General features: G+C 35.9%; 16 protein-coding genes. 11 read left to right on the top strand and 5 right to left on the bottom strand.

All coding sequences use genetic code 11. From position 1 onward, the window contains the following. Nucleotides 1-64: 64 nt before the first annotated feature. Nucleotides 65-1,537 carry an aminotransferase class I/II-fold pyridoxal phosphate-dependent enzyme gene (locus AAIE21_RS02465; RefSeq protein WP_481858648.1) on the bottom strand — a complete coding sequence of 491 codons (1,473 nt, stop codon included), beginning with the start codon at nucleotides 1,535-1,537 and terminating at the stop codon, nucleotides 65-67. A gap of 611 nt (nucleotides 1,538-2,148) precedes the next feature. Between AAIE21_RS02465 and AAIE21_RS02460 the strand changes: the two genes are divergently transcribed. Next, nucleotides 2,149-2,418 (top strand): UPF0223 family protein, encoded by a 270-nt coding sequence (locus AAIE21_RS02460; protein ID WP_343265308.1) that lies wholly within the window; start codon nucleotides 2,149-2,151, stop codon nucleotides 2,416-2,418. A gap of 81 nt (nucleotides 2,419-2,499) precedes the next feature. Here AAIE21_RS02460 and AAIE21_RS02455 read toward each other — a convergent pair whose 3' ends face one another. Then, nucleotides 2,500-3,126, bottom strand: a complete 627-nt coding sequence (locus AAIE21_RS02455; protein ID WP_343265307.1) for a YktB family protein — start codon at nucleotides 3,124-3,126, stop codon at nucleotides 2,500-2,502. 207 nt (nucleotides 3,127-3,333) lie between these two features. Here AAIE21_RS02455 and AAIE21_RS02450 point away from each other — a divergent pair, with 207 nt between their 5' ends. Beyond that, nucleotides 3,334-3,522 (top strand): hypothetical protein, encoded by a 189-nt coding sequence (locus AAIE21_RS02450; protein ID WP_001250169.1) that lies wholly within the window; start codon nucleotides 3,334-3,336, stop codon nucleotides 3,520-3,522. 88 nt (nucleotides 3,523-3,610) lie between these two features. Further along, nucleotides 3,611-4,402, top strand: coding sequence for an inositol monophosphatase family protein (locus AAIE21_RS02445; RefSeq protein WP_343265306.1), 792 nt, complete (start codon nucleotides 3,611-3,613; stop codon nucleotides 4,400-4,402). A 45-nt stretch (nucleotides 4,403-4,447) separates the two neighbouring features. Here the strand turns inward: AAIE21_RS02445 and AAIE21_RS02440 are convergent, their stop codons facing one another. Beyond that, entirely contained in the window at nucleotides 4,448-4,627 is a 180-nt protein-coding gene (locus tag AAIE21_RS02440) for a DUF5325 family protein (RefSeq protein WP_000400124.1), read from the bottom strand. Between the two features lie 140 nt (nucleotides 4,628-4,767). Here AAIE21_RS02440 and typA point away from each other — a divergent pair, with 140 nt between their 5' ends. The 3 genes from typA (at nucleotide 4,768) to AAIE21_RS02425 (ending at nucleotide 7,455) form a co-directional block, all read left to right on the top strand. Next, entirely contained in the window at nucleotides 4,768-6,612 is a 1,845-nt protein-coding gene (gene typA / locus AAIE21_RS02435; RefSeq protein WP_343265305.1) for a translational GTPase TypA, read from the top strand. Nucleotides 6,613-6,863: 251 nt separating this feature from the next. Continuing rightward, complete coding sequence (locus AAIE21_RS02430; protein ID WP_343265304.1) at nucleotides 6,864-7,166, top strand: YlaH-like family protein; 303 nt, start codon at nucleotides 6,864-6,866, stop codon at nucleotides 7,164-7,166. A gap of 13 nt (nucleotides 7,167-7,179) precedes the next feature. After that, entirely contained in the window at nucleotides 7,180-7,455 is a 276-nt protein-coding gene (locus AAIE21_RS02425; RefSeq protein ID WP_343265303.1) for a hypothetical protein, read from the top strand. 37 nt (nucleotides 7,456-7,492) lie between these two features. Here AAIE21_RS02425 and AAIE21_RS02420 read toward each other — a convergent pair whose 3' ends face one another. Beyond that, complete coding sequence (locus AAIE21_RS02420; protein WP_026049164.1) at nucleotides 7,493-7,693, bottom strand: YlaI family protein; 201 nt, start codon at nucleotides 7,691-7,693, stop codon at nucleotides 7,493-7,495. Nucleotides 7,694-7,835: 142 nt separating this feature from the next. Between AAIE21_RS02420 and AAIE21_RS02415 the strand changes: the two genes are divergently transcribed. Both AAIE21_RS02415 and AAIE21_RS02410 read left to right on the top strand, forming a co-directional pair. Further along, nucleotides 7,836-8,291, top strand: coding sequence for a pyridoxamine 5'-phosphate oxidase family protein (locus AAIE21_RS02415; protein WP_343265302.1), 456 nt, complete (start codon nucleotides 7,836-7,838; stop codon nucleotides 8,289-8,291). A 275-nt stretch (nucleotides 8,292-8,566) separates the two neighbouring features. Further along, nucleotides 8,567-9,895: a PhoH family protein gene (locus AAIE21_RS02410; protein ID WP_343265301.1), complete on the top strand. Its 1,329-nt coding sequence runs from the start codon at nucleotides 8,567-8,569 to the stop codon at nucleotides 9,893-9,895. Nucleotides 9,896-9,925: 30 nt separating this feature from the next. Here the strand turns inward: AAIE21_RS02410 and AAIE21_RS02405 are convergent, their stop codons facing one another. After that, nucleotides 9,926-10,423, bottom strand: coding sequence for a molybdopterin-binding protein (locus tag AAIE21_RS02405; RefSeq protein ID WP_343265300.1), 498 nt, complete (start codon nucleotides 10,421-10,423; stop codon nucleotides 9,926-9,928). A 153-nt stretch (nucleotides 10,424-10,576) separates the two neighbouring features. On the opposite strand from AAIE21_RS02405, the gene AAIE21_RS02400 reads away from it, so the two are divergent. From AAIE21_RS02400 to pyc, 3 genes are all read left to right on the top strand, one after another. Then, complete coding sequence (locus tag AAIE21_RS02400; RefSeq protein WP_017151139.1) at nucleotides 10,577-10,864, top strand: Fpa/YlaN family protein; 288 nt, start codon at nucleotides 10,577-10,579, stop codon at nucleotides 10,862-10,864. A 122-nt stretch (nucleotides 10,865-10,986) separates the two neighbouring features. Continuing rightward, nucleotides 10,987-12,171, top strand: coding sequence for an FtsW/RodA/SpoVE family cell cycle protein (locus AAIE21_RS02395; RefSeq protein WP_174099263.1), 1,185 nt, complete (start codon nucleotides 10,987-10,989; stop codon nucleotides 12,169-12,171). A gap of 330 nt (nucleotides 12,172-12,501) precedes the next feature. Then, a complete protein-coding gene (gene pyc, locus AAIE21_RS02390) occupies nucleotides 12,502-15,948 on the top strand; it encodes a pyruvate carboxylase (protein ID WP_343265299.1) in 3,447 nt (1,148 codons plus the stop codon). Nucleotides 15,949-16,013: the final 65 nt, after the last annotated feature.

The following is a 16,013-nucleotide window of genomic DNA, read 5'->3' as shown; positions in this document are numbered from 1 at the left end:
CACCTATACGTTACATTCTTTAGTATGGTATGAGTAAAAGGAAAAATGGTGAAAAAAAAGCCTATCAAATGATAGGCTTATATTCTTTAATAACGCGTAATGTTTGTAATGTCATATCTTCGGGACCTTGTACTGGTAGACCCGCTTCTAAATTTTTATGAATGTAATCTAAGTTTTCTTGTGTAATAATTTCACCTGGAGTAAAAATTGGAATCCCTGGTGGATAAACCATTACAAAATCAGCTATAATGCGGCCAGCAGCATTTTCAAATGGGATGACCTCTGTCTCTGAATAAAAAGCATCTCGAGGAGATAGGGCAAGTACAGGGATTTCTGGAATTTCAACTTGTACTTGGACACCTTTGTCCGCTCTCTCTTTAAAGGTAGTTGCTAGTTCTCGTAAGGCCTCAATAAGAATATTAGCTTCGCATTCTGTATCCCCTAATGTAACGAGGCACAGAATGTTATATAAGTCTGAAAGCTCGACTTCGATATTATAATGTTCTCTTAACCATAATTCTGCCTCATGACCTGTAATGCCTAAATCCTTGACAGATACAATCAGTTTTGTTGGATCATAGCTAAATGTTGCATCCATGCCTAACATTTCTTTACCAGGACAGTATAGGTTTTCAACCTCATTTATAGTACTGCGGACATGTTCGGCCAACTGAATTGTTTTTGTGATTAATTCTTTTCCTTCAGTCGCAAGGCGTTTTCTTGCAACATCAAGAGAAGCAAGCAAAATGTAAGAAGTCGATGTTGTTGTAAGCATACTAATAATCGATTGGACATGTTTTACATTCACAAGGCCCTCTTTTACATTTAGAATAGAGCTTTGTGTTAATGAACCGCCGAGCTTATGAACACTTGTCGCTGCCATATCTGCACCAGCTTGCATAGCTGACATTGGTAATTCGTCATGGAAATGAATATGAACGCCATGAGCTTCATCAACTAATACAGGTATTTCGTAGGAATGCGCTAATTCTACAATTTGCTGCAGGTCTGCGGCGAACCCAAAGTATGTTGGATTGATAACGAGTAATCCTTTTGCATCTGAATGTTCCTCGAGTGCTTTTTTTACAGATTGAATCGTAATTCCGTGTGAAATACCGAGCTTTGGATCAATTTCAGGATGAATGAAAATTGGTTTTGCACCTGAGAAAATTATGGCTGACATTACAGATTTATGAACGTTTCGTGGTACAAGAATTTTATCTCCTGGGCCGCAAACGCTCATCACCATTGTCATAATTGCACCGCTTGTACCTTGAACGGAAAAGAAAGTATGATCTGCACCGAACGCAGTCGCTGCTAAGTCCTGTGCTTCTTTAATCATACCCTTTGGATGATGTAAATCATCGAGCGGCGCAATATTAATTAAATCAATTGCTAATGCATTATGCCCAATAAATTCGCGAAACATAGGATCCATTCCTTGTCCTTTTTTGTGACCTGGGATATGGAATTGAATTGGATTTCGCTTACTGTGCTCTACTAAAGCGGTAAACAATGGTGTTTTGTATTGGGACAATCTATACACCCCTTCTTCTTCGTAATATTTATTAGTGAGTTGTTTTATGTGTATCTTGTTCAATAAGAAAGTTATATCCCCTTGTATAGTGTATAACCGTCTAGAAGAACTTGATTTGTTTACTTACCATTCAAAAGTTTTTTCATGGAAGTTTCACTTTATTTTCAATAAAGCAAATGCATTATATCATCAATGATTATATATGTATAGAAAAAATATTATTTTTATTATATGCATAATTAGTAGTAAGTTTGTCCCATTGTGCGTGGGTGGTAAACGTTCAACTGGAGGTTTAAAGAAAGTGAGAAGACATATAGAATTCTAATAATAGAAGTTGTATTTTATTTGGCTCGTGGCCAGTCATATTTTCACATCAAAACTTAGTGAAAATAAAGAAGGTAGGTGAGGGGGAAAATAATACTTGAGATTACATTTTTAGGTGGCTGAAGAGCTATGTTTTTTATTACCTTGTTGTCTTCGGTCTGGCAGGAGATAATTCCATCATAAAAGAGAAATAGTGTATAATGCAAAGTGGCTATAGCGAAGAAGGATGGAAGTTTTATTTTTAAGGTAGCATAATAGTAAAAAATAAAAATGAATGAGGTGTACATATGGAATATCAATACCCACTTGATTATGATTGGTCAAATGATGAGATGGTTGCAATCGTGACATTCTATGAGGCAATTGAAAAGGCGTATGAGAAAGGTATCGCGAGAGAAGAACTGATGAGACTATATCGTCGCTTTAAAGAAATTGTGCCATCGAAAGCGGAAGAAAAGAAAATTGATAAAGAGTTTCAAGAGGTGAGTGGTTACTCAATATATCGGGCAATTCAAAGAACCAAAGAAGTAGAAGAACAAAAGATTGTAAAAATGTAAAAAGATTTTGAAAAATCAAATTCAAGGTGCTATAATGGGATAACAACTTAAAACGGACAATATATATTGTCCGTTTTCTTACTATCGATTGCAAATTTTATATAAAGGAAGGAGTGAGTGCATAGTAGTTTCAACCTTCGCAAGAAATCGGTCATCAGTAAGTTTTGAAAATTCCTCTGGTGAGATGTGAATACCAACTAGTAATTCTGCCTTTTTTATCGTCGCTAAGCGTTCAATCATTTTTTGCAAATCATTTGTTTCAAGTGTGTTATGTGGTTTTACAGCTGGTTTAGTGTGGTCAATGGACCAAACGAAGTCATTTGGTATATTTGTTTTTAAATCATTTAAATGTTCTAAGAAGGCATGAGCCGCTTCCACTTTTTGTGGACACTCATAGATTAAACCAAAGTATATGAAAGCATGGGTACCCCATAAACCAATTTGAAAATGTGGTAGCATTTTATATCCGCGTTTATTTGTTGAAAAAGCAACCCAAGTATCGTTTGGTGGATTGACTTTACGACGTGCATGTTTCGCAACATGATAGAAAAAAGTTTCCCCAGTTTGTTCTGATAAATAATGAGAAAATTGCACGCCTAAAGCTTCTAATTTAGGATGAATATTTGTTTTAATAGCACTCATTCGTTCTTCGAGACCATCAACTGCAAAGACGGCAAAGTCAGCTGATTTAAATGTTTGTAATGTCATGACAGTTCCTCCAACTCCTAGTTTGTTTTTAATTTTAGCATAGCTTGTACTATTCATAAAAAAAACAGCACAAAAAAATTTCAGTAAAAAAATATAATTATGTTGCATAGATGATTTATCCAACATAATATAGTATAAAACAAAAAATCAGAAAATTAAGTTAATTCTAGTCCAAGGGCAGACGAATATTGGGAGGAGGCAATAAAAATGAGACAGGTAATTAACGCGTTAAAGAGAACAGATGCTGAAAAAAGAATTCCGGTGTTAAGATTAGAGTTAGATTATGAATTAGCAACGCTATATGATGCAATGATGGAAAATGATAATCAGAAAAAAGAAGAGTGCGTGCAAAAATTAGAAGTGCTAAGACTTGAAATGATCCGTTTAGAAGCGTAATAATAGTATATGTATAAAAAATAAGTTGGTGCGAACCTTATAAAGGGTTCGTTTTTTCTGTGAACAGTATAGATCGGAGTGTTTAAACATGCAAGAGGTATGGAAAGAAATCGATACAAATGCGAAGCAGTGGATTCGAGAAGCTGGTGAGCGTTTAATGGCATCATTGCAAAAGACACTTATTATAGAGACGAAATCAAATGCAGCTGATTTAGTAACGAATATGGATCGAGAAACGGAGCAGTTTTTGATTGGGAAAATTAAACAAACATTCCCAGACCACTATATTTTAGGTGAAGAAGGGTATGGAGATGAAGTTGCTTCTTCAGATGGAGTTGTTTGGTTAATTGATCCAATTGATGGTACGATGAATTTTGTTCATCAAAAAAGAAATTTTGCGATTTCAATCGGTATTTATGAGAACGGTATCGGAAAAATTGGTCTTATCTATGATCCAGTTCATGATGAACTTTATCACGCTGTAAAAGGAGAAGGAGCTTTTTGTAACGATGTATCCATTCCTCCTTTAGAGAAAAGTGCAGTAGAACATGGAATAATTGCTTTAAATGCAACTTGGCTCACGGATAATCCATTACTTAATATGGAGAAAATGATGCAGCTTGTAAAATTGGCAAGAGGAACACGTTCATACGGATGTGCAGCATTAGAAATGGTCTATGTTGCAACGGGAAGATTAGATGCTTACGTAACGCCTAGACTATCTCCTTGGGATTTTGGCGGTGGAATGGTTATTGTAGAAGAAGTCGGTGGTAAAGTAACGACATTCGCTGGTGCTATGCTTTCTATTGTAGAGAAGAGCAGTGTATTAGTTGCAAAGCCTGGAGTATATGAAGAGTTATTACAATATGTATCACAGTAACAAAAAAAGTAAGAGGCTCAAGACGTAGCTTCTTACTTTTTCATGTTACTGTGATTTACGCATTTTGCGTTTTGTTATAAATCCATATCCGACTGTAACAAATGTACCAATAATGCAAATAATAATGCCGATGGGACTATTTTCAGCAATCATAATTCCAATGCCAATTAAGAAAATAACACCGATAATAGCTGTTAGTAAAAAGCGATATTGAATGTGTTCCATATCTTCACCCTCCAATTTCATTTTACTTTCACAAAAGTAAGAATACAACTATATTTTCATTCTTGATTTTATTTTGATTGCCATTGTATCCCCTTCGCTCTTATAATAGAGAAGGATTAAAAAGACACTAGGAGTTGGACATGTTGAAAAAACGACAAGATTTACGTAATATAGCAATTATCGCCCACGTTGACCATGGTAAAACAACACTTGTTGACCAATTATTACGTCAAGCGGGGACGTTCCGTGCAAACGAGCACGTAGAAGAACGTGCAATGGATTCAAATGACTTAGAAAGAGAACGCGGTATTACAATTTTAGCGAAGAATACAGCGATTCATTATGAAGATAAACGAATTAACATTTTAGATACACCTGGACACGCTGACTTTGGTGGTGAAGTTGAACGTATCATGAAAATGGTTGATGGTGTTTTACTTGTTGTTGATGCATATGAAGGTTGTATGCCACAAACACGATTTGTTTTAAAGAAAGCATTAGAACAAAATTTAACTCCAATCGTTGTTGTAAACAAAATTGACCGTGACTTTGCTCGCCCAGACGAAGTAGTTGATGAAGTAATTGATTTATTCATTGAACTTGGTGCAAACGAAGATCAATTAGAGTTCCCAGTTGTATTTGCATCAGCAATGAACGGAACAGCAAGTTTAGATTCAAATCCAGCAAACCAAGAAGAGAATATGAAATCATTATTTGATACAATTATTGAACATATTCCAGCACCAATTGATAACAGCGAAGATCCACTTCAATTCCAAGTAGCACTTCTTGACTATAATGACTATGTAGGTCGTATTGGAGTTGGTCGTGTATTCCGCGGTACAATGAAAGTTGGACAACAAGTTGCGTTAATGAAGGTTGACGGAAGTGTAAAACAATTCCGTGTAACGAAATTATTTGGTTACATCGGATTAAAACGCCAAGAAATTGAAGAAGCAAAAGCTGGGGATTTAGTAGCTGTTTCTGGTATGGAAGACATTAACGTTGGTGAAACGGTATGTCCAGTTGAGCATCAAGAGGCATTGCCATTACTACGTATTGATGAACCAACATTGCAAATGACATTCCTTGTAAATAACAGTCCATTTGCAGGTCGCGAAGGTAAATATATTACATCTCGTAAAATCGAAGAACGTCTTCGTTCACAGCTAGAAACAGATGTAAGTTTACGTGTAGATAATACAGAATCTCCGGATGCATGGATTGTATCTGGACGTGGAGAGTTACATTTATCAATCTTGATTGAGAATATGCGTCGTGAAGGATATGAATTACAAGTATCTAAACCAGAAGTAATCATTAAAGAGGTTGACGGCGTAAGATGTGAACCTGTAGAGCGTGTACAAATTGATGTGCCAGAAGAATATACTGGTTCTATCATGGAATCAATGGGTGCACGTAAAGGTGAAATGTTAGACATGGTGAATAACGGAAACGGTCAAGTTCGTCTTACATTTATGGTTCCAGCACGTGGGCTAATTGGTTACACAACTGAATTCTTAACTTTAACTCGTGGTTACGGTATTTTAAATCATACATTCGATTGTTACCAACCAGTTCATGCTGGACAAGTTGGTGGACGTCGTCAAGGTGTTCTAGTTTCACTTGAAACAGGAAAAGCATCACAATACGGTATTATGCAAGTTGAAGACCGTGGCGTAATCTTTGTTGAACCAGGTACAGAAGTATATGCTGGTATGATTGTTGGAGAACACACACGTGAGAATGATTTAACAGTTAACGTTGTGAAAATGAAACAGCAAACTAACATTCGTTCTGCAACAAAAGATCAAACTTCAACAATGAAAAAACCACGTCTAATGACTTTAGAAGAGTCATTAGAATACTTAAATGATGATGAGTACTGTGAAGTAACACCAGAATCAATTCGTCTTCGTAAAAAGATTCTTGATAAGAGCGAGCGTGAAAGAGCTGCTAAGAAAAAGAAATCTGTAGAAGCTTAAAACATTATGAAGCTGCCTTTTTATTAAAAGGCAGCTTTTTTAATTCGTTTATTTTTCGAAAATTTACTCTTTTTTCTAGACAGTATTTTTTCTGCAAGGTACTCTTATAGTAGGCAACATAGAGTTTAAAATTTAAGAAGTAAGGTGCTGCTAGTCGATTGAATGAAAGGGGATCATATGGATTATTTTCTATCTTTATTTTAGATAGAGAGAGTTTTATTCATCTTTGCTAGGTAAAGGGGAGAAGTGTAATGCTAGAGAAAATGTCATTTTTTGCAAAGCTATACAATGTAGATGTGAATCCAGAAGTAGGTATGTGGCTGCTTTATGGTACAATGATTATTTTGAGTGCGCTTGTATATAATTTGGGTTTTGCTAGGAAATTATCGCTATTACAAAATGTTGTGATTTATGTGGTATTAGCAATTGGAAGTACGGTTCTAACTTTTTTTGCAGTTTTTTTACCAGTGGGAGAAGGGCTCGTTGTAGCGGCAATTGTGCTAGGTATTTATAGATTACGCTTACATCAAGCAAAGAAACAGAGAGTGAGCTAAGGGAGGATATTTCATGCGTTCTGTACAAGATACATTATACAATTGGCTAACGATTAAAACTGTCGCGGAAGCACGCCCGCATGATGAGGCTGCACAAGAAACATATTTACTGTTTCACAATATGTTATATGAAGATCATCAATTAAAAGATGTAGTAGTGGAAAAGAAAGAAGATATGTATTTGGTTACATATGAACAGGACGGAGAAAAACATTCTACAAGATTTCCAGTAGAGCTTATAGATTGTTTCTTAGATCAAATGAAACGAGAACCGGAGAAATATAAATAAGCCCTCATCTGAATGATTAAGGACTTATTTTGCAGTTTTACCACTCATCTTCTATTGTTTTATCACGATATAAGTGGAATTTTCCGGTTGCATGGCGTTCCATTGTACGTTCTGCAATACGTTCTGTGCATTCCATGCACATATATGTATGAATAGGACGGTTACGAAGCCTTTTGGCCATAGGATTTTCGTCATCTAACTCTTCTTTTTTATCACAAAGCATGCATTTGACTCTCATTTCGTCACCTCAATACAAATTCTATCGATATAAGTATATCATGTAAATTTGATATTTTTGAACTATAGAGGGAAAAAATAATATTTTCGCAATTCGAAAAATAAGTTATTATTAAGATAAAGAAAAGTTTGGAGGTGAAAATATGGCAAATGTAGTAGAACCTACATTGACAGATTCTTTAGTTCAATCTTTACGTGAAGGACATATTATTACAATTGCAACAATTGATTTTGAAAAGGCTGTTCCAAATGTAAGTGCTATTTCATGGGTATATGCAATGAATGAGGCAAGTATACGATTTGCAGTGGATCAACGCTCTCGCATTGCGGAAAATTTACGCCATCAGTCAGGGATTGTACTTACTGTAATGGCAAATGAATCTGTATTTTCCATTAGCGGTGAAGCAAAGATTTTAAAGGAGAGATTGGAAGGTATTCCGCTCAAGCTAACTGTAGTAGAAGTAGCTGTTCAAGAAGTGCGTGATGTTATGTTTTATGGGGCAAAGCTTGCTTCGGAACCAAAATATGAAAAAACATATGATCTTCGTGCTGCTGAAAAACTTGACAATCAAGTTTTAACAGCGATGAAAGAATTATAGAAAAGGATGAGCGCTAGGGTTGTTCATCCTTTTCTACTATTTTAACCAAAGTGAATAGTTGGCATTTGTTGTATGGTATAATGTGAATTTTGGTAAATGAATATGATACCTAGCTATAAATTTGAAAAAAGATTAAGAAAAGTTTTAATTTCTATGAATTTCGATTCTACCTCGTTAATACATTACATATAATTATAACAATGGTTCGTCCATATCATAAATATGGATGAAACCCTTGTTCTACAAATTTAAAAGTGGAGTCAGGGGGTAACAGGTTGGATAAAATTTATGTGTTAGATACGAATGTACTTTTGCAGGACCCTTTATCTATTTTTTCTTTTGAAACAAATGAAGTAGTGATTCCAGCAGTTGTATTAGAAGAGGTTGATTCGAAAAAACGCTACATGGATGAAGTTGGACGAAATGCTCGTTATGTATCTAAATTGATAGATAAATTTCGCGAATTAGGAAAACTGCATGAGAGTATTCCTCTTGAAAATGGAGGGACATTTCGTATTGAATTAAATCATCGCTCATTTGTTCAACTACAAGATATTTTTGTTGAAAAAACAAATGATAATCGCATTTTAGCTGTTGCGAAAAATTTATTTTTAGAAGAGCAAGAGAAAGAGAGTGGAAAGTCTGTTATTTTAGTCAGTAAGGATGTGCTTGTAAGAGTAAAGGCGGATGCTCTTGGTTTACAAGCTGAAGATTATTTAAGTGATCGTGTAATTGAAGTGGACAATATCTATTCAGGTTTTTTAGAAGGCTACATATCAAAAGAACAGTTAGATTATTTTTATGAAAAAGGAGAACTTCCTTTATCAGAAATTGCAAATCACCCATTTTATCCAAATCAGTTTATTGTCATGAAAGATGCGCTTGGTGGTTCTAGCTCTGCACTGGGAATTGTTGATTTTTCAGGGAAAAAAGTGAAGAAACTTGTTTTTCATAATGAGCAAGTTTGGGGAATACGTCCGCGGAATGTGCAGCAAACTATGGGATTAGAATTGTTGCTCCGTGAAGATATTCCGCTCGTAACATTAACGGGTAAAGCGGGAACTGGTAAAACTTTGCTTGCGCTAGCAGCTGGCCTTATGCAAACGGAGGATTTAGGGTTGTACAAAAAACTTCTTGTCGCTCGGCCAATTGTTCCAGTTGGCAAAGATATTGGCTATTTACCAGGAGAAAAAGAAGAGAAATTAAGACCATGGATGCAGCCGATTTTCGATAATCTAGAGTATTTATTTAATACAAAAAAACCCGGGGAATTAGATGCGATTTTAGCAGGGATGGGTTCAATTGAAGTAGAGGCGCTTACTTATATAAGAGGACGAAGTATTCCAGATCAATTTATTATTATTGATGAGGCACAAAATTTAACGAAACATGAAGTGAAAACAATATTAACAAGGGTTGGAGAAAAGAGTAAAATTGTATTAATGGGAGATCCACAACAAATTGATCATCCTTACTTAGACGAATATAATAACGGGCTAACGTATATTGTAGAGAAATTTAAAGAACAAAAAATTAGCGGGCATGTCAAGTTTGTAAAAGGAGAACGTTCGAATTTAGCACAACTAGCAGCGGATTTATTATAAAAAGGAGCAGGACAAAGTCCTGCTCCTTTTTTAAATAATCGTAAACTTACGGATGTTTCGAATTGGATTGTTTATATTAGAACCATCACCAAAGTAAAGGTGAACGGGTCCATCTTCTCGTAATGGTTTTCCGTCTTTTGAAAATCCAAGAATAACATTGTGTGCTTCTTCTAATGAAAGTGTGATTGTATCATGCAGTGTATGAATTTCAACATGTGTCGCTTCAGCTTTAATTTCAGCATTTTTTAAAAAGGGATGAAGTTGTATGCCAAACGTTCCTGTAATGAGTTGCTCTTTTTTGAACTTTTTCACGCTTTTCTGAATAGGTGGGAAAGCGGCGCCATCACGAATTTCGCGATCCCAATGTTCGGAAGTATGCTTGAGATATTCTTCTAATTCTGATTTTTCTTCTTTCGTTTCGGTGAAGTAAGTTGTTAAATCTACTTTTCGATCATCAAAAATCCAAACGCTTGGATCAAGTGTGATTGGAAAGCGAACTTTTCCGTTTATAAATAAAATTTCACTCATTGTTGTTCCCCCATTTGTAATATGCTCCCACTTTTCAGTATAATAGCATTAGACACGATTGTCACAAAAAATGTTTCTATTGCAATTTATTCAAACTATCGCTAATATTAATAGATAGGATAGGAGAGTAGGACGGAAACGGAGGGAATCAATTTGGCGTCTGAGACAGTAGCAAATCATCAGGAAAAGGCACTTGCCCTTCTACAAGCGGATGCGGAGAAGATTTTAAGACTTATTAAGGTGCAAATGGACCACCTTACGATGCCGCAATGTCCATTATATGAAGAAGTGCTCGATACACAAATGTTTGGACTATCCCGTGAAGTTGACTTTGCGGTTCGTCTTGGTCTTATTGCCGAAGAGCAAGGAAAAGACATGTTAGGAGAGCTTGAGCGGGAATTATCAGCACTTCATGAGGCATTTACAAACAAACAACAATAAAGGGTTCAAATAAGGGGGCTCAAACTGGCTAAGTTTGAGCTTTTTATTTGTATAATAAAGCAGGAAGAATTCCAATACATATGGAATACAACAATTAAACGAAAACAGAAAGAGGATATTGAATGAAAAAAGTATGGAAGTCGATGGATTATTCATTATTGCTTCCACTTGTTATTTTATGTGTACTGGGAGTTATAATGGTATACAGTGCTAGCTCTATTGTAGCGATTACAAGGTTTGAAAAAGCGGCTAATTACTTTTTTAATAAGCAATTAATAGCATTAAGTATAGGTACAGTATTGGGGTTAGGGATAATCGCTGTGATTCCATACCAGTTTTGGAGAAAAAGAATTGTTTTATTACTCATGATGCTAGGAAGTATTGGTTTGCTATCGTTAGCGTTATTACTAGGAAAAGAAACTAATGGTGCGCAAGCTTGGGTATTTGGTATACAACCAGCTGAATTTGTTAAACTAGCTATCATTATCATACTCGCGCGTTTCTTTGCAAGAAGGCAAGAAACGGATACCTCAGTATGGAAAGGATCGGCAGGTACAATTCTGTTTATAGGGTTAATCATATTTTTAATCCTAAAACAAAATGATTTGGGGACAGTTCTGTTAATCATTGGTATTGTCGGAATTATGTTCCTTTGCTCAGGTATTCCGATTAACAAGTGGATAAAGCGTATTTTATTAAGTACAATTGTATGGATTCCGCTTTTGTATTTAGTTGGTAACTTTGCATTGAAGCCTTATCAAAAAGCACGTTTTTCAGTGTTTTTAAATCCATTTGAAGATCCACAAGGTGATGGGTTCCAATTGGTAAATTCTTTTATTGGTATTGCTTCGGGTGAATTAAACGGAAGAGGTCTTGGGAATAGTATACAAAAATTCGGATATCTACCGGAGCCTCATACAGACTTTATTATGGCAATTATATCGGAAGAACTTGGTTTTATTGGAGTAGCGATTGTTTTGATTAGCTTATTGCTTATTATTATTCGTTCACTTCGAATTGCTCAAAAGTGTAAAGATCCATTTGGAAGTTTAATTGCTATAGGTATTGCTAGTATGCTTGGCGTGCAGACGTTTGTTAATATTGCTGGTATGTCTGGGCTAATGCCTCTTACTGGTGTGCCTTTGCCGTTTGTCAGTTATGGTGGCAGTTCTTTAATGGCGAATCTATTTGCAATGGGGATATTATTGAATGTAGGTAGTTATGTGAAGCGACAAGAGAAACAAAAAGAAAAACAACAAATAGTGAAAAAAGAACCAGGTGAACCACATCTTGTTGTTGTGAAATAAAAAGGCTTTGTGTTTGATGCACAAAGCCTTTTTTTATTATGGTATTTTCAATAGGTTATACTTTGTGGGGGTTAAACAATAATAGTATATCATATTTATTTCAATGTGATATACAATAAAACTGTCAGAAAAATAATAGTTGTGCTATACTATTTTTGTGAAACAAATTGATAAGAAAACTTATCATTTGTTGAAAAATAAGGTATGATGAATAAAAATAAAGTGAAGCTTTCCAAGTATAATGTAGAAAAGAAAGTGAAGAACTTCACGCTCAAAAGAGCGTGCGCCTATTTAATCTCTAGAGTGGTAGGAAAGTAGAGGGGGAAAATCATGACAAAGCTGCAACGTATTCAAAAAGTATTAGTAGCTAACCGTGGAGAAATTGCAATTCGTGTATTCAGGGCCTGTTCTGAACTTGGTTTAAGCACAGTTGCGATTTACTCAAAAGAGGATAGTGGTTCTTATCATCGCTATAAAGCAGATGAATCTTATTTAGTAGGGGAAGGCAAAAAGCCAATTGATGCCTATCTTGATATTGAAGGTATCATTGAGATTGCGAAAAGCAATGATGTAGATGCAATCCATCCTGGATATGGTTTCTTGTCAGAGAATATTCAATTTGCAAGACGTTGTGAAGAAGAAGGGATTATCTTTATCGGACCAAAGAGTAAGCATTTAGATATGTTTGGAGATAAAGTAAAAGCAAGAACACAAGCGAAATTAGCAAATATTCCAATTATTCCTGGCAGTGATGGGCCTGTTAATTCACTAGAAGAAGTTGGAGAATTTGCTAAGAAGTATGATTACCCGATAATTATTAAAGCTTCCCTTGGTGGTGGCGGCCGTGGTATGCGTATTGTACGCAGTGGTGATGAATTAAAAGAATCTTATGATCGTGCAAAATCAGAAGCAAAAGCTGCTTTTGGTAATGACGAAGTCTACGTTGAAAAATTCGTTGAAAAACCTAAACATATAGAAGTTCAAATATTAGCGGATGAAGAAGGCAATGTTGTACATTTGTATGAGCGTGATTGCTCTGTACAGCGTCGTCATCAAAAAGTAGTTGAAATTGCACCAAGTGTATCGCTTTCAGATGATCTTCGTCATCGTATTTGTGAAGCGGCAGTGCAGTTAACGAAAAATGTAAATTATTTAAATGCTGGTACAGTCGAATTCCTTGTAAAAGGAGATGACTTTTATTTCATTGAAGTAAACCCGCGTGTTCAAGTAGAACATACAATTACAGAGATGATTACAGGTATTGATATTGTTCAGTCACAAATTTTAATTGCAGATGGACACGCTTTACATAGTCCAATCGTAAGCGTACCAAAACAAGAAGACATTATTGTACATGGTTATGCGATTCAATCTCGTGTAACAACAGAAGATCCACTTAATAACTTCATGCCTGATACAGGGAAAATTATGGCGTATCGCTCTGGTGGCGGTTTTGGAGTTCGTCTTGACACAGGGAATAGTTTCCAAGGTGCGGTTATTACACCGTACTATGATTCTTTACTTGTAAAAGTAACAACTTGGGCACTTACATTTGAACAAGCAGCTGCGAAAATGGAGCGTAATTTAAAAGAATTCCGTATTCGTGGTATTAAAACAAATATCCCATTCTTAGAGAATGTGGTAAAACATAAGAACTTCTTGTCAGGAGAATATGATACATCATTTATTGATGCATCTCCTGAACTGTTTGTATTCCCAAAACGTAAAGACCGTGGTACAAAAATGTTAAGTTATATTGGTACAGTAACGGTAAATGGTTTCCCTGGGGTAGGGAAGAAAGAAAAACCAATTTTTCCAGATGCACGTATCCCAAATGTGAAACATTATGAACCAATTCAAAATGGAACGAAACAAATTTTAGACGAACGCGGTGCAGATGGATTAGTAAAATGGGTGCAAGATCAAAAACGTGTACTTTTAACGGATACAACATTCCGCGATGCGCATCAATCTTTACTTGCAACACGTATCCGTACAAAAGATTTAAATCAAATTGCTGAACCGACAGCTAGAATGTTACCGAATTTATTCTCAGCGGAGATGTGGGGCGGTGCAACGTTTGATGTTGCATATCGTTTCTTAAAAGAAGATCCATGGGAACGCCTATTAGAGCTTCGTGAAACAATGCCGAATGTTTTATTCCAAATGCTTCTTCGTTCATCGAATGCAGTTGGTTATAAAAACTATCCAGATAATTTAATTCAAAAATTTGTAGAATGTTCAGCGCAAGCTGGTATCGATGTATTCCGTATTTTTGATAGCTTAAACTGGGTGGAAGGTATGAGAGTTGCAATTGATGCTGTAAGAGACAGTGGCAAGATTGCAGAAGCAACAATGTGTTATACAGGGGATATTCATGACCCGATGCGTAGTAAATATGATCTGAATTACTATAAAAACTTAGCAAAAGAATTAGAAGCATCAGGAGCGCACATTTTAGGCATTAAAGATATGGCTGGATTATTAAAACCAAATGCTGCTTATGATTTAGTTTCCGCATTAAAAGAAACGGTATCGATTCCGATTCACCTTCATACGCATGATACAAGTGGAAATGGTGTTTTAACGTATACGAAGGCAATTGAAGCGGGTGTAGACATTGTCGATGTAGCTGTAAGCTCAATGGCAGGTCTAACATCACAACCAAGTGCAAATACGTTATATTATGCGCTAGGTGGACATGAAAGACAGCCCGATGTGAATGTGGATGCATTAGAAAAACTGTCACATTACTGGGAAGATGTTCGTAAATATTATGAACCATTTGAAAGTGGTATGAATGCGCCGCATACAGAGGTATATATGCATGAAATGCCAGGTGGACAATATAGTAATCTTCAGCAACAAGCAAAAGCAGTTGGATTAGGAGACCGCTTTGATGAAGTGAAAGTAATGTATCGCCGTGTTAATGATATGTTTGGTGATATTGTAAAAGTAACACCGTCATCAAAAGTTGTTGGTGATATGGCTTTATTTATGGTACAAAACCATCTTACAGAACAAGATATTTTTGAGCGTGGACATTCTTTAGACTTCCCGGGTTCTGTTGTTGAAATGTTCTCTGGTGATCTTGGGCAACCATATGGTGGCTTCCCGAAAGAGTTACAAAAAATTATTTTAAAAGGGAAAGAACCACTAACAGTAAGACCAGGTGAATTATTAGAACCAGTAGACTTCGATGCTTTAAAAGAAGAGTTATTCCATAAACTTGGACGTGAAGTAACGATTTTTGATGTGGTTGCATATGCATTATATCCAAAAGTGTTTATGGATTATGAAAAAGTTGTTGGACTTTATGGGAACGTGTCTGTACTCGATACAACGACATTCTTCTATGGTATGAGACTTGGTGAAGAAATCGGTGTGGAAATTGAACGTGGTAAAACATTGATGGTTAAATTAGTCTCAATTGGTGAACCTCAGCCAGATGGAACGCGTGTACTTTACTTTGAATTTAACGGGCAACCTCGTGAAATTGTTGTGAAAGATGAAAGTGTGAAAGCAACAGTTGCACAGCGTGTGAAAGGGAATCGAGAGAATCCAAATCATATTAGTGCAACAATGCCAGGAACTGTTATTAAAGTCGTTGTAAACGAGGGCGATGAAGTTAAAAAAGGTGACTCCATGGCAATTACAGAAGCGATGAAAATGGAAACAACAGTTCAAGCACCATTCAATGGTAAGGTGAAGAAGGTATATGTAAAAGATGGCGATGCCATTCAAACAGGGGATTTATTAATTGAACTAGAGCAATAACAATAAAGAAAAGAGCTGCTGAAAAGCAGCTCTTTTTAGTGGTCCAAAAAGCTTGATTGGTGAGG

This window comes from Paenibacillus sp. 102 (genome assembly GCF_039549175.1).
Lineage (GTDB): Bacteria > Bacillota > Bacilli > Bacillales > Bacillaceae_G > Bacillus_A.
The sequence above is the reverse complement of the archived record's forward strand: the minus strand, read 5'-3'. Positions and strand labels throughout refer to the sequence as shown.